Source organism: Streptomyces xiamenensis (assembly GCF_000993785.3).
Classification (GTDB): Bacteria; Actinomycetota; Actinomycetes; order Streptomycetales; family Streptomycetaceae; genus Streptomyces; species Streptomyces xiamenensis.
In genome coordinates this window covers 2,233,123-2,254,837 of sequence record NZ_CP009922.3, presented here as the reverse complement: position 1 = coordinate 2,254,837, position 21,715 = coordinate 2,233,123, and the positions used below count along the sequence as shown (strand labels likewise).

Sequence of the window (21,715 nt, the reverse complement as noted above, 5' to 3'; positions counted from 1 at the left end):
CGCCGAGGGTGCTGCATACGACCGTTCAACGAGCGGGCCGCGACATGGAAACGGATGAGGGGGGCGCACGAGCCTTCAGCAGGCGTACGGGGCTGGGTTAGCGTGCCAGCCATGGTGCGATGGCGCAGGTGGGGCCGGGGGGTGGCGGGGGGCGATGTGGTGCGGGTGCTGGAGGGCGTACGGGGGGTCGACTCCGGGCTGCGCGACGGCCTGTACGGGCGGGGGACCGGGCGCGCCGTGCGCCGGCTGCGCGGGCTGCTGGGCGCCGAGGTGGTGGTGCTCGCCGACCTCGACGGACCGGTGGCCTCCGCCGGGACGGCGGGGGAGGGGGTGCGGGAGGTCCTCGCGCTCGCGTACGAGCAGGGCGGCGCCGTCCAGCGCGGTCCGTGGGCGGCGGTGCCCCTGCTGGTGGCCGGGGAACTGTCGGGGGCGCTGGTGATGCGCGGCGGCGCGGAGGAAGCACTCGCCCCGGTGGGCGCGCTGGTGGCGCGCTCCCTCGACCACGCCGCGCTGCGCCGCGCCCGGGGCCGGATAGCCCAGGCCGATCTGCGCACGCTGCGCGCCCAGATCTCGCCGCACTTCCTGCACAACGCGCTGGCCGTCATCGGGGCCCGGATCCGCACCGAGCCGGAACGGGCCAGGGAGTTGCTGCACGACTTCGCCGACTACCTGCGCTACAGCTTCGCGGTCCGGGGCGACTACGCCACCGTCGCCGACGAGTTGCAGGCCGTACAGACCTATCTCGAACTCCAGCGCGCCCGGTTCGACGACCGGATGGAACTCATGGTGCGGATGGCCCCCGACATCCTCGCCGTCGCCATCCCCTTCCTGGTGATCCAGCCGCTGGTCGAGAACGCCGTACGGCACGGCCTGGAACCCAAGACCGGCACCGGCGGCATATCGGTCTCCGGATTCGCCGAGGGACCGCTGTGCGTCATCGAGGTGGAGGACGACGGGGTGGGGATGGATCCGGAGTTCGCCCAGGGGGTACTGGCCGGGACCGGCCCGCCCAGCCGCAGCGTCGGGCTCGCCAACGTCGACCAGCGGCTGCGGGCCGTCTACGGCGCCGAGTACGGCCTCGTCATCGAGACCGCCCCCGGCAACGGCACCAAGGTCGTGGTCCGGGTGCCCCGGTTCCGCCGCGGGGTGGTGACCGGATGACCGGGCGGCAGGGGCTGCGGGTGCTGGTCGTGGAGGACGAGGGCGCCACCCGGCGCGAGCTGGTCCAGGTGCTGCACGCCGTCGAGGGGGTCGACGGCGTCCTGGCCGCGGACAGCGGGGAGACCGCCGTCCGGCTGCTGGGCACCGAGGGGTTCGACGCGGTCTTCCTCGACGTCTCCATGCCGGGGCTCAGCGGCGTCGAGGTGGGCCGGGTGCTCAACATGCTCTCCGAGCCGCCCGTCCTCGTCTTCGTCACCGCCTCCGAGGCGCACCGCGAAGAGGCCGGGGAGATGGGCGCCGTCGACTATCTGCTCAAGCCGGTGCGCGACGAGCGGCTGGCCGAGGCCGTCGCCCGGGTCCGCGCCGCCCGGCGGCCCGAGCCGGCCGCCGACGAGCTGGCGGTGGTGCGGATCGACACCGGGCGGCACATCTTCTTCGTGCGGCGCGACGACGTCTACTTCGTGGAGGCGCACGGCGACTACGTACGGCTGCACACCGGCGGCGGAGTGCATCTGATCCGGCTGGCGCTCTCCCACCTGGAGTCCGTGTGGGGCCCGGCCGGCTTCGTACGGGTGCACCGGGGGTACCTCGTCGCGATCCACTGGGTGCGCGACCTGCGGGCCGGTTCCTCCTCCGGGCTGCTGGCGCACACCCCGGCCGGGGACGTACCGGTGAGCCGCCGGCACGCCCGCGCGCTCAAGGAACGGCTGCTGTCGGCCGTGCGTGAGGGTTCGTGAGCGCGGAGGCGAACGGGGCCGGCCGGTGAGCGGCGGTGGCCGGGTGCGGGTCACCAGTCCGCAGACCCGGGTCGCCCTGGCACGCAGGCACCGGCCCGCCCAGCATCTGCTGCCGCTGCCCTCCCCGGACTCCGGGGCGGACACCGAGGCCGCCCGCGCCCTGTTCCGGCGGCAGCGGCGGCTCGCCCTGCGGACCGTGCTCCTGCTCGGCGGCCTGCTGTCCGGGCTCTCCGGGCTGCTGTGGCTGCTGCCCGCCCCACTGTCCTGGGTGGTGCTCATGGGCGGCAGCTACCCGCTGCTGCTGGTGATCGCCGTGCTGCACGTACGGGCCGCCGAGCGCATCGAGGACCGCGCGCCGTGATCTCGCTGCTCGCCATCCTGCTGCTCTTCCTGAGCAGTGTGGTCATCGGGGTGTACGGGGTGCGGGCGGCCCGCAGCACCCCGGACTTCCTCGTCGCCTCCCAGCAGATCAGCCCCGGCTGGAACGCCATGGCGATCGCCGGTGAGTACGTCTCGGCCGCCTCCGTGCTGGGCCTTGCCGGGCTGATGCTGAAGAACGGCGTCGGCTCGCTGTGGTGGGCGGTCGGCTTCACCGCCGGGTACGTCGCGGTCGCCGCCCTGGTGGCCGGGCCGATGCGGCGCTCGGGCGCGTACACGGTGCCCGACTTCGCCGACTACCGGCTGGGCTCGCGGGCGATCCGCAAACTGTGCGCCCTGATCGTGCTGGTGATCATGTGGCTGTATCTGATCCCGCAGTTCAAGGGCGCCGGGGTGGTGCTGCACCTGGTGAGCGGGACGCCGTACTGGGTGGGGGTGGTGCTCGCCGGGGTGGTCGTCAGCTCCTCCATCGCGGTGGGCGGGATGCGGGCGGCCACCTATGTGCAGGCGTTCCACTACGTGGTGAAACTCGTCTTCATCGCGGTGCCCGCGCTGGTGCTGCTGGTACGCGCGGGGGAGCCGGGGCGCGAGCTGGCGCTGCGGGTGGACGCCGGCGCCTGGTCCCGGCCGCTGCTGGACATCCACAACTCGGGCCAGCCGCTGCTCGCCACCTGGTCGGTGCTGCTGGCGACCACGCTGGGCGCGGTCGGACTACCGCATGTGATCATGCGGTTCCACACCAGCGCCACCGCCCGGATCGCCCGCCGGGTGGCGGTGGGGGTCATCGTCCTGCTGGGGCTCTTCTATCTCTTCCCCGCCGTGTACGGGCTGCTGGGCCGGGTGTTCGCGGCCGAGTTGATCACCGAGGGGCACACCGACCAGGTCACCGTCGTGCTGCCGGGCGCCATGGTGCCCGGCCAGTGGGGCGCGGTGCTCACCGCGCTGGTGGCGGCGGGGGCGTTCGCCGCCGTCCTGTCCACCTCGTCGGGGCTGCTGATGGCCCTGGCCGGCGGGCTCTCGCACGATCTGTCGCGCTCCTCGGTGCCCCGGCTGCGGCTGGCGGTGGCGGCGGGGGCGCTGGTCGCGGTGGGCCTGTCGCTGCCCGCCGAGAGGGTCGACATCAATGTGCTGGTCGGCTGGGCGTTCGCGGTGGCGGCCTCCACCTTCTGCCCGCTGCTGGTGCTGGGGATATGGTGGCGCGGGCTGACCGTGCCCGGTGCCGCCGCCGGTCTGGTGGCCGGGGTGTGCGCCGCGACCGGCGCCGCGCTGGCCTCCGTGCTCACCGGGCCGCACCCCGGCTGGCTGACCGTGCTGCTGGCACAGCCGGCCGCCTGGACCGTACCGCTGGCGTTCGCGGTCATGGCGGGTGTGTCGCTGCTGACGAAGCCGCCCGAGTGGGCCGAACGCGCCGTGCTGCGGCTGCACATACCACAGCGGGCCCCCGGGGACGGTTGAGCGACCCCGCGCGATTGGCGAGGGGAGTGTCCGGTATGGCACACTGAGCAGGTTGCTCGGCCCGGAGCCGATGCCGCGCGCCTCCCGCCGGGAGGACCGGAAGCGAGTCCCACTGTATTCGTCGCGCCCGTTGAGGTGCGGAAATACCGGGATCTTCCGGGAAGCGTGGGCGGGGGTCCGGCCAGGCACCTGGTGGAAGTCATCCCCACCCTCCTCCCCGGAGAAACCTTCGTGGTTGATTCACGCGAGGAGCGCGACACACCCGACCGCGTGGGTCGGGGCGGGGGAGCGCGGAAGCCAGGTTCCAGGGCGTTAAACGATAGAGACAGGACTACGAAGTAGCCATGGCGGGACAGAAGATCCGCATCCGGCTCAAGGCCTACGACCACGAGGTCATCGACAACTCGGCGAAGAAGATCGTCGAGACGGTGACCCGCACTGGTGCGTCGGTCGCGGGCCCGGTGCCGCTGCCCACTGAGAAGAACGTGTACTGCGTCATCAAGTCGCCGCACAAGTACAAGGACTCGCGCGAGCACTTCGAGATGCGCACCCACAAGCGTCTGATCGACATCCTCGACCCGACCCCCAAGACCGTTGACTCGCTGATGCGCCTGGACCTTCCGGCCGGCGTCGACATCGAGATCAAGCTCTGAGAGGCGCGGGAGAGATGACCAAGCAGATCAAGGGTGTCCTGGGCGAGAAGCTCGGCATGACCCAGGTCTGGGACGAGAACAACCGTGTCGTCCCGGTGACCGTCGTCAAGGCCGGACCCTGCATCGTCACCCAGGTGCGCACCAACGACAGGGACGGCTATGAGGCCGTCCAGATCGCGTTCGGCGAGATCGACCCGCGCAAGGTGAACCGCCCCCTCAAGGGCCACTTCGCCAAGGCCGATGTCACCCCGCGCCGCCACCTGGTCGAGCTGCGGACCGCTGACGCCGCCGAGTACACCCTGGGCCAGGAGATCACGGCCGAGGCGTTCGACTCCGGCGTCAAGGTCGATGTGACCGGCAAGAGCAAGGGCAAGGGCTTCGCCGGCGTCATGAAGCGCCACGGCTTCGCCGGTCTCGGCGCCTCGCACGGCACGCAGCGCAAGCACCGCTCGCCCGGCTCCATCGGTGGCTGCGCCACCCCGGGTCGTGTCTTCAAGGGCCTGCGCATGGCGGGCCGGATGGGCAACGAGCGGGTCACCACCCAGAACCTGACCGTCCACGCCGTTGACGCGGAGAAGGGGCTGCTGCTCATCAAGGGCGCGGTTCCCGGTCCGAACGGCGGCCTCGTCCTGGTCCGCACCGCGGCCAAGGGGGCCTGAGGGTAACCAATGAGCACCGTTGACATTCTTTCGCCCGCCGGCGAGAAGACCGGTACCGTCGAGCTCCCCGCGGAGATCTTCGACGCCAAGGTCAGCATTCCGCTGATCCACCAGGTCGTCATCGCCCAGCAGGCCGCGGCCCGACAGGGTACGCACAAGACCAAGACGCGCGGCGAAGTCCGCGGCGGTGGCAAGAAGCCTTACCGCCAGAAGGGCACCGGCCGCGCCCGCCAGGGTTCGACCCGTGCGCCGCAGTTCGCCGGCGGTGGCGTCGTCCACGGCCCCGTGCCGCGCGACTACAGCCAGCGGACCCCGAAGAAGATGAAGGCCGCCGCCCTGCGCGGTGCCCTCTCGGACCGGGCCCGCCACGAGCGCATTCACGTCGTGACCGGCGTGATCGCCGAGGGTCTGATCTCCACCAAGGCGGTCAAGACCCTGCTCGGCAAGATCAGCGACCGCAAGAAGGTCCTGCTGGTCATCGAGCGCTCGGACGAGGCCGGCTGGCTGGCCGCCCGCAACCTGCCCCAGGTGCACATCCTGGACCCGGGTCAGCTGAACACATACGACGTGGTCGACTCCGACGATGTCGTCTTCACCAAGGCCGCCTTCGACCGTTTCGTGGCCGGCGAGGCCAAGGTGACGTTCGACAAGCAGCTCGAAGGGAGCGACGCCTGATGAGCGACGCGATCGCCACCCCGGTCAGCAGCAAGGAGTTCTCGGACCCCCGCGATCTTCTGATCAAGCCGGTGGTGTCGGAGAAGAGCTACGCGCTCCTCGATGAGAACAAGTACACGTTCATCGTCGACCCGCGCGCCAACAAGACCCAGATCAAGCAGGCCGTCGAAGAGGTCTTCTCGGTCAAGGTCACCGGGGTCAACACGATCAACCGGCAGGGCAAGCGCAAGCGCACCCGCACCGGTTACGGCAAGCGCGCGAACACCAAGCGCGCCATCGTGACCCTCGCCGAGGGCGACAGCATCGACATCTTCGGCGGCCCGGTCTCCTAGCGGAGGCCGAGTCGTCCGATATCGGACGAGGACTGAGAAATGGGAATCCGCAAGTACAAGCCGACGACTCCGGGCCGTCGTGGCGCCAGTGTCGCCGACTTCGTCGAGATCACGCGGTCCACGCCGGAGAAGTCGCTGGTCCGCCCGCTGCACAGCAAGGGCGGCCGTAACAACGCCGGTCGTGTGACCGTCCGCCACCAGGGTGGCGGCCACAAGCGTGCCTACCGCCTGATCGACTTCCGTCGGCACGACAAGGACGGTGTGCCGGCCAAGGTCGCGCACATCGAGTACGACCCCAACCGCACCGCCCGTATCGCCCTCCTGCACTACGCGGACGGCGAGAAGCGGTACATCATCGCCCCCGCGCACCTCAAGCAGGGTGACCGGATTGAGAACGGCCCCGGTGCCGACATCAAGCCCGGCAACAACCTGCCGCTGCGCAACATCCCGGTCGGTACGGTCATCCACGCCATCGAGCTGCAGCCCGGTGGCGGTGCGAAGTTCGCCCGCTCCGCCGGTGCCTCCGTGCAGCTGCTGGCGAAGGAGGGGCGCATGGCGCACCTCCGGATGCCCTCCGGTGAGATCCGGCTGGTCGACATCCGCTGCCGCGCCACTGTTGGTGAGGTCGGCAACGCCGAGCAGTCGAACATCAACTGGGGCAAGGCCGGCCGTATGCGCTGGAAGGGCGTTCGCCCGACCGTCCGCGGTGTGGTGATGAACCCCGTTGACCACCCCCACGGTGGTGGCGAGGGCCGGACCTCGGGTGGTCGCCACCCGGTTTCGCCCTGGGGCAAGAAGGAAGGTCGTACGCGCTCGCCGAAGAAGGCCAGCAACAAGTACATCGTCCGCCGCCGCAAGACGAACAAGAAGCGCTAGGAGCTGGCGAGAACATGCCGCGCAGTCTCAAGAAGGGGCCCTTCGTCGACGACCACCTGATCAAGAAGGTGGACACGCAGAACGAAGCAGGCACCAAGAACGTCATCAAGACCTGGTCTCGCCGCTCGATGATCATCCCGGCCATGCTGGGGCACACCATCGCGGTGCACGACGGCCGCAAGCACGTCCCGGTGTTCGTCACCGAGTCGATGGTCGGCCACAAGCTCGGCGAGTTCGCGCCGACGCGCACCTTCCGGGGCCACGTCAAGGACGACCGGAAGTCGCGCCGCCGCTGAGGCGGGCGTGAATGACCATGACCGACACCGAAGGGACAACCATGGACGCCATGGCCCGTGCGCGGCACATCCGCGTCACGCCCATGAAGGCCCGCCGGGTGGTGGACCTCATCCGTGGGCTCAATGCCGCGGAGGCTCAGGCGATCCTGCGCTTTGCGCCGCAGGCCGCGAGCGTGCCGGTGGGGAAGGTGCTCGACAGCGCCATCGCCAACGCCGCGCACAACTACGACCACACGGACATCGACAGCCTCTACATCAGTGAGGCGTACGTCGACGAGGGTCCGACCCTGAAGCGGTTCCAGCCGCGCGCTCAGGGCCGGGCCTACCGGATCCGTAAGCGGACCAGCCACATCACCGTGGTCGTCAGCAGCAAGGAAGGGACCCGGTAATGGGCCAGAAGGTAAACCCGCATGGGTTCCGCCTCGGCATCACAACCGACTTCAAGTCGCGCTGGTACGCCGACAAGCTTTACAAGGACTACGTCAAGGAAGACGTCGCCATCCGCCGCATGCTCACCCAGGGCATGGAGCGGGCCGGCATCTCCAAGGTGGAGATCGAGCGCACCCGTGACCGGGTCCGCGTCGACGTCCACACCGCCCGCCCGGGCATCGTCATCGGCCGCCGCGGCGCCGAGGCCGACCGCCTGCGGGGCAACCTGGAGAAGCTGACCGGCAAGCAGATCCAGTTCAACATCCTCGAGGTCAAGAACCCCGAGCTGGACGCCCAGCTGGTGGCCCAGGCGGTCGCCGAGCAGCTGTCCTCCCGTGTCTCCTTCCGCCGTGCGATGCGCAAGTCGATGCAGAGCACGATGAAGGCCGGCGCCAAGGGCATCAAGATCCAGTGCGGTGGCCGTCTCGGCGGCGCCGAGATGTCCCGCTCCGAGTTCTACCGCGAGGGCCGGGTTCCCCTGCACACCCTGCGCGCGAACGTGGACTACGGCTTCTTCGAGGCCCGTACCACCTTCGGCCGCATCGGTGTGAAGGTCTGGATCTACAAGGGCGACGTCAAGAACATCGCCGAGGTCCGCGCGGAGAACGCCGCCGCCCGGGCGGGCAACCGCCCGTCGCGCGGTGGTGGCGCCGGCGACCGTCCCGCGCGGGGTGGTCGTGGCGAGCGTGGTGGCCGCGGCCGCAAGCCGCAGCAGCAGAGCGCCGGTGCCGAGGCTCCCAAGGCCGAGGCTCCCGCCGCTGCCGCTCCGGCTGCCGAGAGCACCGGAACGGAGGGCTGACCGTCATGCTGATCCCCCGCAGGGTCAAGCACCGCAAGCAGCACCACCCGAAGCGCTCGGGTATGGCCAAGGGTGGCACCGAGGTGGCATTCGGCGAGTACGGCATCCAGGCCGTCACCGCCGCGTACGTCACCAACCGGCAGATCGAGGCCGCACGTATCTCGATGACCCGGCACATCAAGCGTGGCGGAAAGGTGTGGATCAACATCTACCCCGACCGCCCGCTGACCAAGAAGCCCGCCGAGACCCGCATGGGTTCCGGTAAGGGTTCGCCGGAGTGGTGGGTCGCGAACGTCAAGCCCGGACGGGTGATGTTCGAGCTGTCCTACCCCAACGAGAAGATTGCTCGTGAGGCGCTGATCCGCGCTGCTCACAAGCTTCCGATGAAGTGCCGGATCGTTCGGCGCGAGGCAGGTGAGGCGTGATGGCGACCGGAACCAAGGTTTCGGAGCTGCGCGAGCTGAACAGCGAGGAACTCGTTGGGAAGCTGCGTGAGGCCAAGGAGGAGCTGTTCCGGCTCCGCTTCCAGTCGGCGACCGGACAGCTGGAGAACAACAGCCGGCTCAAGGCCGTCCGCAAGGACATCGCCCGGATCTACACGCTGATGCGCGAGCGCGAGCTCGGCATCGAGGCCTCGGTGGAGACGGTGGAGAGCGCCTGATGAGTGAGAAGAATGTGACTGAGACGACCCCGACCTCCGAGGCGGAGCGCGGCCGGCGGAAGACCCGTGAGGGTCTGGTCGTCAGCGACAAGATGGACAAGACCGTCGTTGTCGCTGTTGAGGACCGCGTCAAGCACGCGCTCTACGGCAAGATCATCCGCCGGACCAACAAGCTCAAGGCGCACGACGAGCAGAATGCCGCAGGCATCGGTGACCGCGTGCTCCTGATGGAGACCCGGCCGCTGTCCGCCACCAAGCGGTGGCGCGTCGTCGAGATCCTAGAGAAGGCGAAGTAACCATGATCCAGCAGGAGTCGCGACTGCGCGTCGCCGACAACACGGGGGCGAAGGAAATCCTTTGCATCCGTGTGCTCGGTGGTTCGGGTCGCCGCTACGCGGGCATCGGGGACGTCATTGTCGCCACCGTCAAGGACGCGATCCCCGGTGGCAACGTGAAGAAGGGTGACGTCGTCAAGGCCGTCATCGTGCGCGCCGTCAAGGAGCGCCGGCGTCCGGATGGCTCGTACATCCGCTTCGACGAGAACGCCGCCGTCATTCTGAAGAACGACGGTGACCCCCGCGGCACCCGTATCTTCGGCCCGGTCGGCCGTGAGCTGCGCGAGAAGAAGTTCATGAAGATCATCTCCCTCGCGCCGGAGGTGCTGTAACCGATGAAGATCAAGAAGGGCGACCTGGTCCAGGTCATCACCGGAAAGGACAAGGGCAAGCAGGGCAAGGTCATCGTGGCCTTCCCCCGCGAGGACCGGGTCCTGGTCGAGGGTGTCAACCGGGTCAAGAAGCACACGAAGGCCGGTCAGACGGCTCGTGGGTCGAAGACCGGCGGCATCGTGACGACCGAAGCCCCGATTCACGTGAGCAACGTTCAGCTCATCGTGGAGAAGGACGGCAAGAAGGTCGTCACCCGTGTCGGCTACCGCTTCGACGACGAGGGCAACAAGATCCGCGTTGCCCGGCGAACCGGTGAGGACATCTGATGACTGCCACTGCCACCACCGCGATCCCGCGTCTGAAGACGCGCTACCGCGAAGAGATCGCCGGCAAGCTGCACGAGCAGTTCTCCTACGAGAACGTCATGCAGATCCCGGGCCTGACCAAGATCGTGGTCAACATGGGTGTGGGCGACGCCGCCCGCGACTCCAAGCTGATCGAGGGCGCCATCCGCGACCTCGCCACGATCACCGGCCAGAAGCCTTCCGTCACCAAGGCCCGCAAGTCCATCGCGCAGTTCAAGCTGCGTGAGGGCCAGCCGATCGGCGCGCACACCACGCTGCGCGGTGACCGGATGTGGGAGTTCCTGGACCGTCTGCTGTCGCTGGCGCTGCCGCGCATCCGCGACTTCCGGGGCCTGTCCCCGAAGCAGTTCGACGGCCGGGGCAACTACACCTTCGGTCTGACCGAGCAGGTCATGTTCCACGAGATCGACCCGGACAAGATCGACCGGGTCCGGGGCATGGACATCACCGTGGTGACCACGGCGACCACCGACGAGGAGGGCCGCGCCCTGCTGCGTCACCTCGGTTTCCCGTTCAAGGAGGCGTGAGCCATGGCGAAGAAGGCCCTGATCCAGAAGGCCGGGCGCAAGCCGAAGTTCGCGGTGCGCGGTTACACCCGCTGCCAGCGCTGCGGACGGCCGCACTCCGTGTACCGCAAGTTCGGCCTGTGCCGCGTGTGCCTTCGCGAGATGGCGCACCGCGGCGAACTGCCGGGCGTCACCAAGAGCTCCTGGTAATCACTACTACGCCGTAGGTCTTTGGGGCCGGCCCCGTACACATCCGTACGGGGCGGCCCCGGAGAAACCCCGGTGAGAGAGGCCGAAGGCCGTCTCATGACCATGACCGACCCCATCGCAGACATGCTGACTCGTCTGCGGAACGCCAACTCGGCGTACCACGACACCGTCGTGATGCCGCACAGCAAGATCAAGACCCACATCGCGGAGATCCTCCAGCAGGAGGGCTACATCACCGGCTGGAAGACCGAGGAGGCCCCCGTGGGCCAGGCCCTCGTGCTCGAGCTGAAGTACGGCCCGAACCGCGAGCGTTCGATCGCCGGCATCAAGCGGATCTCGAAGCCGGGCCTGCGGGTCTACGCGAAGTCCACCAACCTGCCCCGCGTGCTGGGTGGCCTGGGCGTGGCGATCATCTCCACGTCCAACGGTCTCCTGACCGGTCAGCAGGCTCAGAAGAAGGGCGTGGGTGGGGAAGTCCTCGCCTACGTCTGGTAACGGAAGGGAACGGATAGCCATGTCGCGTATCGGCAAGCTCCCCATCCAGGTTCCCGCCGGTGTGGACGTCACCATCGACGGCCGTACGGTTGCGGTGAAGGGCCCCAAGGGCTCCCTCTCGCACACGGTCGCCGCGCCTATCGATGTCGAGCGGAGCGAGGACGGCACCATCGTCGTCTCCCGCCCGAACGACGAGAACCGGAACAAGTCCCTGCACGGCCTGTCCCGCACGCTGGTGGCGAACCTGATCATCGGCGTGACCGATGGGTACAGCAAGGACCTCGAAATCAGCGGTGTCGGTTACCGCGTGGCCGCGAAGGGCTCCAACCTGGAGTTCTCCCTCGGCTACAGCCACCCGATCCTGGTCGAGGCTCCCGAGGGCATCACCTTCAAGGTGGACTCGCCCACGAAGCTCAGTGTTCAGGGGATCGACAAGCAGAAGGTCGGCGAGGTCGCCGCGAAGATCCGCAAGCTGCGCAAGCCCGACCCGTACAAGGCCAAGGGCGTCAAGTACGCGGGCGAGGTCATCCGCCGCAAGGTCGGAAAGGCTGGTAAGTAAGCCATGGCATACGGCATCAAGATCGCCAAGGGCGATGCCCGTAAGCGTACGGCGAACAAGCGGCGTCACCTGCGGATCCGCAAGAAGGTCTCCGGCACCGCCGCGCGTCCGCGCCTGGTCGTGACCCGCTCGAACCGTCACATGGTGGCCCAGGTCATCGACGACATCGAGGGTCACACGCTGGCGTCGGCCTCCTCCCTGGATGTCTCCATCCGCGGGAACGAGGGCGACAAGAGCGACAAGGCCAAGAAGGTCGGTGCGCTGGTCGCCGAGCGGGCCAAGGCCGCGGGCATCGACGCCGTGGTCTTCGACCGTGGCGGCAACAGGTACGCCGGGCGCGTGGCCGCGCTCGCGGACGCCGCCCGTGAGGCGGGGCTCAAGTTCTGAGCCGGTTCCGTCGACTGATTCGAGAGAGGTAATTCCAATGGCTGGACCCCAGCGCCGCGGTGGCGGCGCCGGTGGCGGCGAGCGACGGGACCGTAAGGGTCGGGACGGTGGCGCTGCCGCCGAGAAGACCGCGTACGTCGAGCGTGTCGTCGCGATCAACCGCGTCGCCAAGGTTGTGAAGGGTGGTCGTCGCTTCAGCTTCACCGCGCTGGTCGTGGTGGGCGACGGTGACGGCACCGTGGGTGTCGGTTACGGCAAGGCCAAGGAGGTGCCGGCCGCCATCGCCAAGGGTGTGGAGGAGGCCAAGAAGCACTTCTTCAAGGTCCCCCGTATCCAGGGCACCATTCCGCACCCGATCCAGGGTGAGGAGGCCGCGGGTGTCGTACTGCTCAAGCCGGCGTCCCCCGGTACCGGTGTGATCGCCGGTGGCCCGGTGCGCGCCGTGCTGGAGTGCGCGGGCATCCACGACGTGCTGAGCAAGTCGCTCGGTTCGTCGAACCCGATCAACATCGTGCACGCCACGGTGGCCGCTCTGCGGGGCCTGCAGCGCCCCGAGGAGATCGCCGCCCGCCGTGGTCTGCCGCTGGAGGACGTGGCTCCCGCCGCTCTGCTGCGGGCCCGTGCCGGGGTGAGTGCGTAATGGCGCAGCTGAAGATCACCCAGGTCAAGTCCTACATCGGCAGCAAGCAGAACCACCGGGACACGCTGCGCTCGCTGGGCCTGAAGCGGATCAACGACGTGGTCGTCAAGGACGACCGCCCGGAGTTCCGCGGCATGCTCCGCTCGGTGCGTCACCTGGTGACGGTCGAGGAGGTCAACTGACATGGCGCAGGAAGAGAACAGCGGCACGCCGCTGAAGCTGCACCACCTGCGGCCCGCGCCGGGCGCCAAGACCACCAAGATCCGCGTGGGTCGTGGTGAGGCGTCCAAGGGCAAGACCGCCGGTCGCGGTACCAAGGGCACCAAGGCCCGGTACCAGGTCCGGCCGGGCTTCGAGGGCGGGCAGCTGCCGCTGTACATGCGGCTGCCCAAGCTCAAGGGCTTCAACAACCCGAACCACAAGCAGTTCCAGGTCGTCAACCTGGAGAAGCTGGCGCAGTTGTACCCCGAGGGTGGCGACGTGACCGTCGCCGACCTCGTGGCCAAGGGCGCGGTGCGGAAGAACGAGCTGGTGAAGGTCCTCGGCTCCGGTGACATCTCGGTGGCGCTGACGGTGACGGTCGACGCCGTTTCCGGCTCCGCCAAGGAGAAGATCACCGCGGCCGGCGGCACCGTGACCGAGCTTCTCTGAGCCGCATGAAGTGCGAGTGACCGGGGATGCCTGAACGAGGCATCCCCGGTCAGTCGTTCCGGCCTGGCGCATCCGCCGGTAAGGTGGCGTGCGTTGCCGTCAACCGGGGCCGACCGCTGCCCGGCGGGCAGCGGAGTTTGTGCCCAGTTTCTATCCGTTGACCTTCAAGACCATCCCTCTCGCGCGCGCCGCGGGGGGCGCAGGAGGAACCGTGCTCACCGCGTTCGCCCGGGCGTTCCGGACGCCTGACCTGCGCAAGAAGCTGCTCTTCACGCTCGGCATCGTGGTGCTGTTCCGGTTCGGACAGCACGTTCCGGTTCCCGGCGTCAGTTTCCAGAACGTCCAGCAGTGTGTGGACGAGGCCCAGGCCGGCGGGGCCGGTTCCGGGCTGTTCGGTCTGGTGAACATGTTCAGTGGTGGCGCTCTGCTCCAGCTGACCATCTTTGCGCTCGGCATCATGCCGTACATCACCGCGAGCATCATTCTGCAGCTGCTTGTCGTCGTGATCCCCCGCCTCGAGGCCCTGAAGAAGGAGGGGCAGTCGGGGCAGGCCAAGATCACCCAGTACACGCGTTATCTGACGATGGCCCTGGCGGTGCTCCAGGCGACCGGTCTGGTCGCCACCGCCCGCTCCGGCACCCTCTTCCCCAACTGCTCGGTCGCGGGTGACATCATCCCCTCCGACTCCATCTTCACCACGGTGATCATGGTGATCGCCCTCACCTCCGCCACCGCGCTGATCATGTGGATGGGTGAGCTGATCACCGACCGCGGTATCGGCAACGGCATGTCGATGCTGATGTTCGTCTCCATCGCGGCCGGCTTCCCGTCGGCGCTGTGGCAGATCAAGCTCTCCGGCACGCTGGCGGACGGCTGGATCGAGTTCGGTGTCGTGGTGGCCTGTGGTCTGGCCATGGTCGGCCTGGTCGTCTTCGTCGAGCTGGCCCAGCGCCGGATCCCGGTGCAGTACGCGAAGCGCATGATCGGCCGCCGCTCGTACGGCGGCACCTCCACGTACATCCCGCTCAAGGTCAACCAGGCCGGTGTCATCCCGGTGATCTTCGCGTCCTCGCTGCTGTACATCCCGCAGCTGCTGGTGCAGTTCGCCGGTACGGACGCCGGGGGCTGGGCGGACTGGGTGCAGCGGTACTTCACCGGTGGTGACCACCCGTACTACATCGTCACCTACTTCCTGCTGATCGTCTTCTTCGCGTTCTTCTACGTGGCCATCACCTTCAACCCCGAAGACGTGGCCGAAAACATGAAGAAGTATGGTGGTTTCATCCCGGGTATCCGGGCTGGCCGGCCCACGGTCGAATACCTGAGCTATGTGCTGAACCGCATCACGTGGCCCGGGGCGATGTACCTGGGTCTGATCGCGCTCGTGCCGACGGTGGCACTGGTGATGTTCAACGCCCAGCAGGACTTCCCCTTCGGTGGCACATCCATCCTGATCATCGTGGGTGTCGGCCTGGAAACGGTGCGGCAGATCGAGAGCCAGCTCCACCAGCGCAATTACGAAGGGTTCCTCCGCTGATGCGAATCGTCCTCGTCGGACCGCCGGGCGCGGGCAAGGGCACGCAGGCCGCGCTCCTCGCCGAACGTCTTGGCATTCCGCACGTCTCGACCGGAAACCTGTTCAGGGACAACATCAGCCAGGGCACGGAGCTGGGCCGCGAGGTCCAGCAGATCCTGCGCGAGGGTGGTCTGGTCCCGGACGAGGTGACCATCGCGATGGCGGCGGACCGGCTGGCTCAGCCGGACGCCGGGGACGGTTTTCTGCTGGACGGCTTCCCCCGCAACATCGCCCAGGCGCAGGCGCTGGACGAGCTGCTGGGCGAGGGCGGGCACAAGCTCACCGCGGTGCTCGACCTGGAGGTCCCCGAGGACGAGGTGGTCAAGCGGATCGCCGGGCGCCGGATGTGCCGCAAGAACAGCGGGCACGTCTTCCACGTGGAGTACGCGCCGCCGGCCGTCCCCGGTGTCTGCGACGTGTGCGGCGGCGAGCTGTACCAGCGCGACGACGACCAGGAGGACACGGTCCGGCACCGCCTGGAGCTGTACCACCAGGAGACCGAGCCGATCATCGGCTACTACCGGGAGCAGGGGCTCGTGGTGACCATCGCGGCCCTGGGCCCGGTGCCGGAGATCACGCAGCGCGCGCTGGCCGCGCTGCCGGAAGCGGACGCCGCGTAGCGCGGCGCGTGCGGGGCGTGTCCCCGCTGTTGTGACGGCCGCAGTGACCGCCTTGGGGCGGGCGCTGCGGCCGTACTGTGGGAGGGGCCCGGTGTGGGCCGCCCCGACCCGCCCGAAGCGAAGATGAGGGAAACCCCGATGGTGGAGATCAAGACCCCCGAGCAGATCGCCAAGATGCGCGCGGCCGGGCTGGTGGTGGCGGAGATCCACCGCAGGTGCGCGGCGGCGGCGGTGCCCGGGGCCTCCACGGCCGAGTTGGACGAGATCGCGGCGGCCACGCTGCGCGAGCACGGCGCCAAGCCGAACTTCCTGGGGTACGGGGGCTTCACCGGCAACATCTGCACCTCGGTGAACGATGTCGTGGTGCACGGGATCCCGGGGCCCGGGACGGTGCTGGCGTCCGGCGACATCATCTCCATCGACGCCGGCGCGGTGGTCGACGGCTGGCACGGGGACGCGGCGCTGACCGTGTTCGTGGGCGAGGGCCACTCCGCCGAGGTGCGGGAGCTGGACCGGGTGACCGAGGCGTCCCTGTGGGCGGGCATCGCGGCGGTGCGCAAGGGCGGCAGGCTGGTCGACATCTCCAAGGCGATCGAGGGGTACATCCGGCGGCAGCCGCGTCCCTCCTCGGGCAAGTACGGGATCGTCGAGGAGTACGGCGGGCACGGCATCGGCTCCGAGATGCACATGGACCCGCATGTGCTCAACTACGTGGAGCGACGGCGCGGGCGCGGGCCGAAGCTGGTGCCCGGGATGTGCCTGGCGATCGAGCCGATGATCTCCCTGGGGACCGCGAAGACGCATGTGCTGGACGACGAGTGGACCGTCAAGACGAACGACGGCAGCTGGGCGGCGCACTGGGAGCACTCGGTGGCGCTCACCGAGGAGGGGCCGCTGGTGCTGACGGCGCCGGACGGTGGCCGGGCGCGACTGGCCGAGCTGGGCGTTCAGGCCGCTCCTGACCCATTGGCGTGATCCGGCGGCGTAATGATCTCCGATCCGGGGAAAAGATCATGGATTCGTCTTTTCGGGTGGGGTGCCGTAGAGTGATAGGTCGGTCCTGGTGCACCCATGCGTTCAGGGCTGTCCAGGTAGCCGATCCCGGAAGGTGAAGCGCTCAAGTATGGCCAAAAAACAAGGGGCCATCGAGATCGAGGGCACTGTTGTCGAGTCCCTGCCGAACGCGATGTTCAAGGTAGAGCTCCAGAACGGGCATCAGGTCCTCGCGCACATCAGCGGCAAGATGCGGATGCACTACATCCGTATTCTTCCCGACGACCGGGTCGTGGTGGAGCTTTCTCCCTACGACCTGACCCGCGGGCGGATCGTCTACCGCTACAAGTAAATCCAGATCGTTCGTACCGACTCGGAGAACCTCACTCTCATGAAGGTCAAGCCGAGCGTCAAGAAGATCTGCGACAAGTGCAAGGTGATCCGCCGTCACGGGCGGGTCATGGTCATTTGCGAGAACCTGCGCCACAAGCAGCGCCAGGGCTGACGCAGACCGCCACCGCCTCGTACTCGTAGCAGTTCTTCGCGCGACGCCGCGACACGCATATATGTAGATACGCAGACACCCGACCCCTCGCCATTCAGCGCGGGGACGACACCCCCGGTCGGAGGCCGGGGACCCGGCTCGTAAAACTTCGTGAGTCTTACGGGAACGGTGCTGCGGAAGACCTCCGAAGAGCCCATCAGGAGCCACATTCATGGCACGCCTCGCAGGCGTCGACCTCCCGCGTGAAAAGCGCGTCGAGGTTGCCCTCACCTACGTCTTCGGCATCGGGCGCACCCGTGCTCAGGAGACCCTTGCCAGCACCGGGGTGAACCCCGACACCCGCGTGCGCGACCTTGCCGAGGAAGACCTCGTCAAGCTCCGCGAGTACGTGGACGCCAACCTCAAGACCGAGGGTGACCTCCGTCGCGAGATCCAGGCCGACATCCGCCGCAAGGTCGAGATCGGCTGCTACGAGGGTCTGCGTCACCGCCGCGGCCTGCCGGTCCACGGTCAGCGCACCAAGACCAACGCGCGTACCCGCAAGGGCCCGCGTCGCGCGATCGCCGGCAAGAAGAAGCCGGGCAAGAAGTAGTCCGCACCGGACGCTGTTCCAGCGGTCCGTGTTGTAGGACCGACCACCTCCACAGGAGTACGTGTATATGCCTCCGAAGGGCCGTACGGCTGGCGCCAAGAAGGTGCGCCGCAAGGAAAAGAAGAACGTTGCCCACGGGCACGCTCACATCAAGAGCACGTTCAACAACACCATCGTCTCGATCACGGACCCGTCCGGGAACGTGATCTCGTGGGCCTCCGCCGGCCATGTCGGCTTCAAGGGCTCGCGCAAGTCCACCCCCTTCGCCGCACAGATGGCCGCCGAGAACGCGGCCCGGCGGGCGCAGGAGCACGGCATGCGCAAGGTTGACGTCTTCGTGAAGGGCCCCGGCTCCGGCCGTGAGACCGCGATCCGCTCGCTCCAGGCGACCGGGCTCGAGGTCGGCTCCATCCAGGACGTCACCCCCACCCCGCACAACGGATGCCGCCCGCCCAAGCGCCGCCGCGTCTGACCAGGCCGAAGTAGGAGACAGATAGACAATGGCGCGTTACACCGGGGCCGACTGCAAGCGATGCCGTCGGGAGAAGCAGAAGCTCTTCCTCAAGGGGAGCAAGTGCGAGAGCGCGAAGTGCCCGATCGAAATCCGTCCTTACCCCCCGGGTGAGCACGGACGCGGGCGCACCAAGGACAGCGAGTACCTGCTTCAGATGCGTGAGAAGCAGAAGTGCGCGCGGATCTACGGTGTTCTGGAGAAGCAGTTCCGCGGCTACTACACCGAGGCCAACCGGCAGCAGGGCAAGACCGGCGAGAACCTGCTGCGGATCCTCGAGTCGCGACTGGACAACGTCGTCTACCGGGCCGGCTTCGCCAAGTCCCGGGACCACGCCCGTCAGCTGGTGCGGCACGGCCACATCCTGCTGAACGGCCGGAAGAACGACATCCCCTCGGCGCGGGTGTCCCCGAGCGACATCGTCGAGGTGCGGGAGTCCTCCCGTAACCTGACGCCGTTCGAGGTCGCCAAGGCCGAGGCGGGCGACAAGACCGTGCCGGCGTGGCTGGAGTCCATTCCGTCGCGTCTGCGGGTGCTGGTGCACGCGCTGCCCGAGCGCCAGGTGATCGACACCCAGGTGCAGGAGCAGCTGATCGTGGAGCTGTACTCCAAGTAGTGGTGTGGGCGGAGTCACCCGGGGAGACCGGGGGCTCCGCCCGTACTCTTGAAACACATCGTGCGGTGTTCCGGCTGTCGGACACCGCTGTCGGGCTCGGCATCAAATAGTGGGTGCCGAAGACTGGAGTTCTTTTCATGCTGATCGCTCAGCGTCCCTCTTTGACCGAAGAGGTCGTCGACGAGTTCCGCTCCCGGTTCGTGATCGAGCCGCTGGAGCCCGGCTTCGGGTACACGCTCGGTAACTCCCTGCGGCGTACGCTGCTGTCCTCCATCCCGGGCGCGGCCGTCACCAGCATCCGTATCGACGGCGTGCTGCACGAGTTCTCCACCGTGCCGGGCGTCAAGGAGGATGTGACCGACCTCATCCTCAACATCAAGCAGCTGGTCGTCTCCTCGGAGCACGACGAGCCCGTGGTGATGTACCTGCGCAAGCAGGGTCCCGGCCTGGTGACCGCGGCCGACATCGCCCCGCCGGCCGGGGTCGAGGTCCACAACCCCGACCTGGTGCTGGCCACCCTGAACAACAAGGGCAAGCTGGAGATGGAGCTGACCGTCGAGCGCGGTCGCGGCTACGTCTCCGCCGTCCAGAACAAGGCGGCGGGCCAGGAGATCGGCCGGATCCCGGTCGACTCGATCTACAGCCCGGTGCTGAAGGTGACCTACAAGGTCGAGGCCACCCGTGTGGAGCAGCGCACCGACTTCGACAAGCTGGTCGTCGACGTCGAGACCAAGGAGGCCATGCGTCCGCGCGACGCCATGGCGTCCGCCGGCAAGACCCTGGTCGAGCTGTTCGGCCTGGCGCGTGAGCTGAACGTCGACGCCGAGGGCATCGACATGGGCCCCTCGCCGACCGACGCGGCGCTCGCCGCCGACCTGGCGCTGCCGATCGAGGAGCTGGAGCTGACCGTCCGCTCCTACAACTGCCTCAAGCGTGAGGGCATCCACTCGGTGGGCGAGCTGGTGGCCCGCTCCGAGGCCGATCTGCTGGACATCCGGAACTTCGGTGCCAAGTCGATCGACGAGGTCAAGGCGAAGCTGGCCGGCATGGGCCTGGCCCTCAAGGACAGCCCGCCCGGATTCGACCCGACCACCGCCGCCGACGCCTTCGGGGCCGAGGACGACGGGGACACGGGCTTCGCGGAGACCGAGCAGTACTGACGAAGCGGTACTGAGCGGCCCCCGCGGCTGACAGTGGCCACTGCTGACCAGTGGCGCCCTGACACCGGTACCTGACACGGCCGGTGCAGACAGATGAAGGAGACAGACCATGCCGAAGCCCACGAAGGGCACCCGGCTCGGTGGCGGCCCCGCCCACGAGCGGCTCATGCTGGCGAACCTCGCCACCGCGCTGTTCGAGCACGGCCGGATCACCACCACGGTCGCCAAGGCCCGCCGGCTCCGTCCGGTCGCCGAGCGGCTGATCACCAAGGCGAAGAAGGGCGACCTGCACAACCGTCGTCAGGTGATGCGCACCGTCACCGACAAGAGCGTCGTGCACACCCTCTTCACCGAGATCGGTCCGCAGTTCGCGAACCGTCCGGGCGGCTACACCCGGATCACCAAGATCGGCAACCGCCGCGGGGACAACGCCCCCATGGCCGTGATCGAGCTGGTGGAGGCCCTCACCGTGCAGCAGGAGGCGGTCGGCGAGGCCGAGGCCGCCACCAAGCGTTCGGTGAAGGAGACCGAGGCGCCGAAGGCCGCCGAGGCGACCGAGGCTCCGGCCGAGGCCAAGGCCGAGGAGAAGAAGGACGAGACCGAGGCCTGATTCCGGTCCTGGTTGGTCTGTGCCGCTGGGCCTGTCACCCTTTCGGGGGAGACAGGCCCAGCGCCATGTGGGGCGTGCGGAGGAGAGGAAGAAGCGGGTGTCCGAGACGGTTCGGGTACGTCTTGACGTGTCCTACGACGGCGCGGCGTTCTCCGGCTGGGCGCGCCAGCGGGGGCGGCGCACCGTGCAGGAGGAGCTGGAGGAGGCGCTGCGGGTCGTCACCCGCTCGGCGCGGGGGTACGAGCTGACGGTGGCCGGCCGAACCGACGCCGGGGTGCACGCGCGCGGCCAGGTGGCCCACGTGGACCTGCCGGCGGAGGTGTGGGAGGAGCAGCGGGAGAACCTGCACCGCCGCCTGACCGGCCGGCTGCCGCAGGACGTACGGGTGCGCCGGGTCTCCCGCGCCCCGGCGGATTTCGACGCGCGCTTCTCGGCGATCTGGCGCCGGTACGTCTACCGGGTGAGCGACCATCCGGGCGGGGTGGACCCGCTGCGGCGCGGCCATGTGCTGTGGCACAACTGGCCGCTGGACGTGGCGGCGATGAACGCGGCCTCCCAGCGGCTGCTGGGCGAACACGACTTCGCGGCGTACTGCAAGCGGCGCGAGGGCGCGACGACGATCCGTACGCTGCGCCGGCTCAGCTGGGAGCGGGGCGCGGACGGGGTGCTGGAGGGCACCGTGGAGGCGGACGCGTTCTGCCACAACATGGTGCGCTCGCTGGTGGGGGCGCTGCTGTTCGTGGGGGACGGGCACCGGGACCCCGACTGGCCGGGGAAGGTGCTGGCGGCCGGGGTGCGCGACTCGGCGGTGCACGTGGTGCGCCCGCACGGGCTGACCCTGGAGGAGGTCGGCTACCCGGCGGACGAGCTGCTGGCGGCCCGCAGCCGGGAGGCGCGCAACGTCCGCACCCTCCCGGCGTCGGCGGGCTGCTGCTAGACG

General features: G+C 68.6%; 36 protein-coding genes. All 36 read left to right on the top strand.

Annotation, left to right across the window (positions count from 1 at the left end):
• The first annotated feature begins 111 nt into the window (after positions 1–111).
• The 36 genes from SXIM_RS10295 (at position 112) to truA (ending at position 21,712) form a co-directional block, all read left to right on the top strand.
• Positions 112–1,161: a sensor histidine kinase gene (locus SXIM_RS10295; protein WP_234306951.1), complete on the top strand. Its 1,050-nt coding sequence runs from the start codon at positions 112–114 to the stop codon at positions 1,159–1,161.
• A complete protein-coding gene (locus tag SXIM_RS10290; protein WP_030736312.1) occupies positions 1,158–1,898 on the top strand; it encodes a LytR/AlgR family response regulator transcription factor in 741 nt (246 codons plus the stop codon). The genes SXIM_RS10295 and SXIM_RS10290 overlap by 4 nt, the downstream gene beginning before the upstream one ends.
• A gap of 25 nt (positions 1,899–1,923) precedes the next feature.
• Positions 1,924–2,259 carry a hypothetical protein gene (locus SXIM_RS10285; RefSeq protein WP_030736310.1) on the top strand — a complete coding sequence of 112 codons (336 nt, stop codon included), beginning with the start codon at positions 1,924–1,926 and terminating at the stop codon, positions 2,257–2,259.
• Positions 2,256–3,731 (top strand): sodium/solute symporter, encoded by a 1,476-nt coding sequence (locus SXIM_RS10280; RefSeq protein WP_030736308.1) that lies wholly within the window; start codon positions 2,256–2,258, stop codon positions 3,729–3,731. The genes SXIM_RS10285 and SXIM_RS10280 overlap by 4 nt, the downstream gene beginning before the upstream one ends.
• A gap of 344 nt (positions 3,732–4,075) precedes the next feature.
• Complete coding sequence (rpsJ, locus tag SXIM_RS10275) at positions 4,076–4,384, top strand: 30S ribosomal protein S10 (RefSeq protein WP_016473429.1); 309 nt, start codon at positions 4,076–4,078, stop codon at positions 4,382–4,384.
• A gap of 14 nt (positions 4,385–4,398) precedes the next feature.
• Positions 4,399–5,043 (top strand): 50S ribosomal protein L3, encoded by a 645-nt coding sequence (gene rplC / locus SXIM_RS10270; RefSeq protein WP_030736306.1) that lies wholly within the window; start codon positions 4,399–4,401, stop codon positions 5,041–5,043.
• A 9-nt stretch (positions 5,044–5,052) separates the two neighbouring features.
• Positions 5,053–5,718, top strand: coding sequence for a 50S ribosomal protein L4 (gene rplD, locus SXIM_RS10265; protein ID WP_030736304.1), 666 nt, complete (start codon positions 5,053–5,055; stop codon positions 5,716–5,718).
• Positions 5,718–6,050: a 50S ribosomal protein L23 gene (gene rplW / locus SXIM_RS10260; protein ID WP_030736301.1), complete on the top strand. Its 333-nt coding sequence runs from the start codon at positions 5,718–5,720 to the stop codon at positions 6,048–6,050. The genes rplD and rplW overlap by 1 nt, the downstream gene beginning before the upstream one ends.
• 39 nt (positions 6,051–6,089) lie before the next feature.
• Positions 6,090–6,926 carry a 50S ribosomal protein L2 gene (gene rplB, locus SXIM_RS10255; protein WP_030736298.1) on the top strand — a complete coding sequence of 279 codons (837 nt, stop codon included), beginning with the start codon at positions 6,090–6,092 and terminating at the stop codon, positions 6,924–6,926.
• A gap of 14 nt (positions 6,927–6,940) precedes the next feature.
• Positions 6,941–7,222 (top strand): 30S ribosomal protein S19, encoded by a 282-nt coding sequence (gene rpsS, locus SXIM_RS10250; protein ID WP_030736295.1) that lies wholly within the window; start codon positions 6,941–6,943, stop codon positions 7,220–7,222.
• A gap of 41 nt (positions 7,223–7,263) precedes the next feature.
• Positions 7,264–7,611, top strand: a complete 348-nt coding sequence (gene rplV, locus SXIM_RS10245) for a 50S ribosomal protein L22 (protein WP_030736292.1) — start codon at positions 7,264–7,266, stop codon at positions 7,609–7,611.
• Positions 7,611–8,450 (top strand): 30S ribosomal protein S3, encoded by an 840-nt coding sequence (gene rpsC / locus SXIM_RS10240; RefSeq protein WP_030736289.1) that lies wholly within the window; start codon positions 7,611–7,613, stop codon positions 8,448–8,450. Before rplV ends, rpsC begins: the two co-directional genes overlap by 1 nt.
• A 5-nt stretch (positions 8,451–8,455) precedes the next feature.
• Complete coding sequence (rplP, locus tag SXIM_RS10235; RefSeq protein WP_030736286.1) at positions 8,456–8,875, top strand: 50S ribosomal protein L16; 420 nt, start codon at positions 8,456–8,458, stop codon at positions 8,873–8,875.
• The gene (rpmC, locus tag SXIM_RS10230; protein ID WP_030736283.1) at positions 8,875–9,111 is read left to right on the top strand and encodes a 50S ribosomal protein L29; all 237 of its coding nucleotides are present in this window, start codon (positions 8,875–8,877) and stop codon (positions 9,109–9,111) included. Before rplP ends, rpmC begins: the two co-directional genes overlap by 1 nt.
• Positions 9,111–9,407, top strand: coding sequence for a 30S ribosomal protein S17 (rpsQ, locus tag SXIM_RS10225; protein ID WP_019433423.1), 297 nt, complete (start codon positions 9,111–9,113; stop codon positions 9,405–9,407). The genes rpmC and rpsQ overlap by 1 nt, the downstream gene beginning before the upstream one ends.
• 2 nt (positions 9,408–9,409) lie before the next feature.
• On the top strand, positions 9,410–9,778 hold the full coding sequence (gene rplN / locus SXIM_RS10220; protein ID WP_019433424.1) for a 50S ribosomal protein L14: 369 nt from the start codon (positions 9,410–9,412) through the stop codon (positions 9,776–9,778).
• Positions 9,779–9,781: 3 nt separating this feature from the next.
• Positions 9,782–10,105 carry a 50S ribosomal protein L24 gene (gene rplX / locus SXIM_RS10215; protein ID WP_030736281.1) on the top strand — a complete coding sequence of 108 codons (324 nt, stop codon included), beginning with the start codon at positions 9,782–9,784 and terminating at the stop codon, positions 10,103–10,105.
• Entirely contained in the window at positions 10,105–10,671 is a 567-nt protein-coding gene (gene rplE, locus SXIM_RS10210) for a 50S ribosomal protein L5 (protein WP_030736278.1), read from the top strand. The genes rplX and rplE overlap by 1 nt, the downstream gene beginning before the upstream one ends.
• Positions 10,672–10,674: 3 nt before the next feature.
• Positions 10,675–10,860, top strand: a complete 186-nt coding sequence (locus SXIM_RS10205) for a type Z 30S ribosomal protein S14 (protein WP_030736275.1) — start codon at positions 10,675–10,677, stop codon at positions 10,858–10,860.
• 96 nt (positions 10,861–10,956) lie between these two features.
• Entirely contained in the window at positions 10,957–11,355 is a 399-nt protein-coding gene (gene rpsH, locus SXIM_RS10200; RefSeq protein ID WP_030736273.1) for a 30S ribosomal protein S8, read from the top strand.
• Between the two features lie 19 nt (positions 11,356–11,374).
• Positions 11,375–11,914: a 50S ribosomal protein L6 gene (gene rplF / locus SXIM_RS10195; protein WP_030736271.1), complete on the top strand. Its 540-nt coding sequence runs from the start codon at positions 11,375–11,377 to the stop codon at positions 11,912–11,914.
• A gap of 3 nt (positions 11,915–11,917) precedes the next feature.
• Positions 11,918–12,301: a 50S ribosomal protein L18 gene (gene rplR / locus SXIM_RS10190; RefSeq protein WP_030736269.1), complete on the top strand. Its 384-nt coding sequence runs from the start codon at positions 11,918–11,920 to the stop codon at positions 12,299–12,301.
• A gap of 37 nt (positions 12,302–12,338) precedes the next feature.
• On the top strand, positions 12,339–12,941 hold the full coding sequence (gene rpsE / locus SXIM_RS10185) for a 30S ribosomal protein S5 (RefSeq protein WP_016473411.1): 603 nt from the start codon (positions 12,339–12,341) through the stop codon (positions 12,939–12,941).
• Positions 12,941–13,123 carry a 50S ribosomal protein L30 gene (rpmD, locus tag SXIM_RS10180; protein WP_030736265.1) on the top strand — a complete coding sequence of 61 codons (183 nt, stop codon included), beginning with the start codon at positions 12,941–12,943 and terminating at the stop codon, positions 13,121–13,123. The genes rpsE and rpmD overlap by 1 nt, the downstream gene beginning before the upstream one ends.
• A gap of 1 nt (position 13,124) precedes the next feature.
• The gene (rplO, locus tag SXIM_RS10175) at positions 13,125–13,592 is read left to right on the top strand and encodes a 50S ribosomal protein L15 (protein ID WP_030736262.1); all 468 of its coding nucleotides are present in this window, start codon (positions 13,125–13,127) and stop codon (positions 13,590–13,592) included.
• Between the two features lie 211 nt (positions 13,593–13,803).
• Positions 13,804–15,129: a preprotein translocase subunit SecY gene (secY, locus tag SXIM_RS10170; protein WP_030736259.1), complete on the top strand. Its 1,326-nt coding sequence runs from the start codon at positions 13,804–13,806 to the stop codon at positions 15,127–15,129.
• Entirely contained in the window at positions 15,129–15,788 is a 660-nt protein-coding gene (locus SXIM_RS10165; RefSeq protein WP_030736256.1) for an adenylate kinase, read from the top strand. The genes secY and SXIM_RS10165 overlap by 1 nt, the downstream gene beginning before the upstream one ends.
• Positions 15,789–15,926: 138 nt before the next feature.
• Complete coding sequence (gene map, locus SXIM_RS10160) at positions 15,927–16,763, top strand: type I methionyl aminopeptidase (protein ID WP_030736253.1); 837 nt, start codon at positions 15,927–15,929, stop codon at positions 16,761–16,763.
• 148 nt (positions 16,764–16,911) lie between these two features.
• Positions 16,912–17,133 carry a translation initiation factor IF-1 gene (gene infA, locus SXIM_RS10155; protein ID WP_003948620.1) on the top strand — a complete coding sequence of 74 codons (222 nt, stop codon included), beginning with the start codon at positions 16,912–16,914 and terminating at the stop codon, positions 17,131–17,133.
• 39 nt (positions 17,134–17,172) lie between these two features.
• Positions 17,173–17,286: a 50S ribosomal protein L36 gene (gene rpmJ, locus SXIM_RS10150; protein WP_009740505.1), complete on the top strand. Its 114-nt coding sequence runs from the start codon at positions 17,173–17,175 to the stop codon at positions 17,284–17,286.
• 211 nt (positions 17,287–17,497) lie between these two features.
• On the top strand, positions 17,498–17,878 hold the full coding sequence (gene rpsM / locus SXIM_RS10145) for a 30S ribosomal protein S13 (protein ID WP_030736247.1): 381 nt from the start codon (positions 17,498–17,500) through the stop codon (positions 17,876–17,878).
• Positions 17,879–17,945: 67 nt separating this feature from the next.
• Entirely contained in the window at positions 17,946–18,350 is a 405-nt protein-coding gene (gene rpsK / locus SXIM_RS10140; protein WP_019433438.1) for a 30S ribosomal protein S11, read from the top strand.
• A 28-nt stretch (positions 18,351–18,378) separates the two neighbouring features.
• Positions 18,379–19,005 carry a 30S ribosomal protein S4 gene (gene rpsD / locus SXIM_RS10135; protein ID WP_030736244.1) on the top strand — a complete coding sequence of 209 codons (627 nt, stop codon included), beginning with the start codon at positions 18,379–18,381 and terminating at the stop codon, positions 19,003–19,005.
• Between the two features lie 137 nt (positions 19,006–19,142).
• Positions 19,143–20,165, top strand: coding sequence for a DNA-directed RNA polymerase subunit alpha (locus SXIM_RS10125; RefSeq protein WP_030736242.1), 1,023 nt, complete (start codon positions 19,143–19,145; stop codon positions 20,163–20,165).
• 109 nt (positions 20,166–20,274) lie between these two features.
• The gene (rplQ, locus tag SXIM_RS10120; RefSeq protein ID WP_030736239.1) at positions 20,275–20,775 is read left to right on the top strand and encodes a 50S ribosomal protein L17; all 501 of its coding nucleotides are present in this window, start codon (positions 20,275–20,277) and stop codon (positions 20,773–20,775) included.
• 97 nt (positions 20,776–20,872) lie between these two features.
• Positions 20,873–21,712: a tRNA pseudouridine(38-40) synthase TruA gene (gene truA / locus SXIM_RS10115; RefSeq protein ID WP_046723711.1), complete on the top strand. Its 840-nt coding sequence runs from the start codon at positions 20,873–20,875 to the stop codon at positions 21,710–21,712.
• Positions 21,713–21,715: the final 3 nt, after the last annotated feature.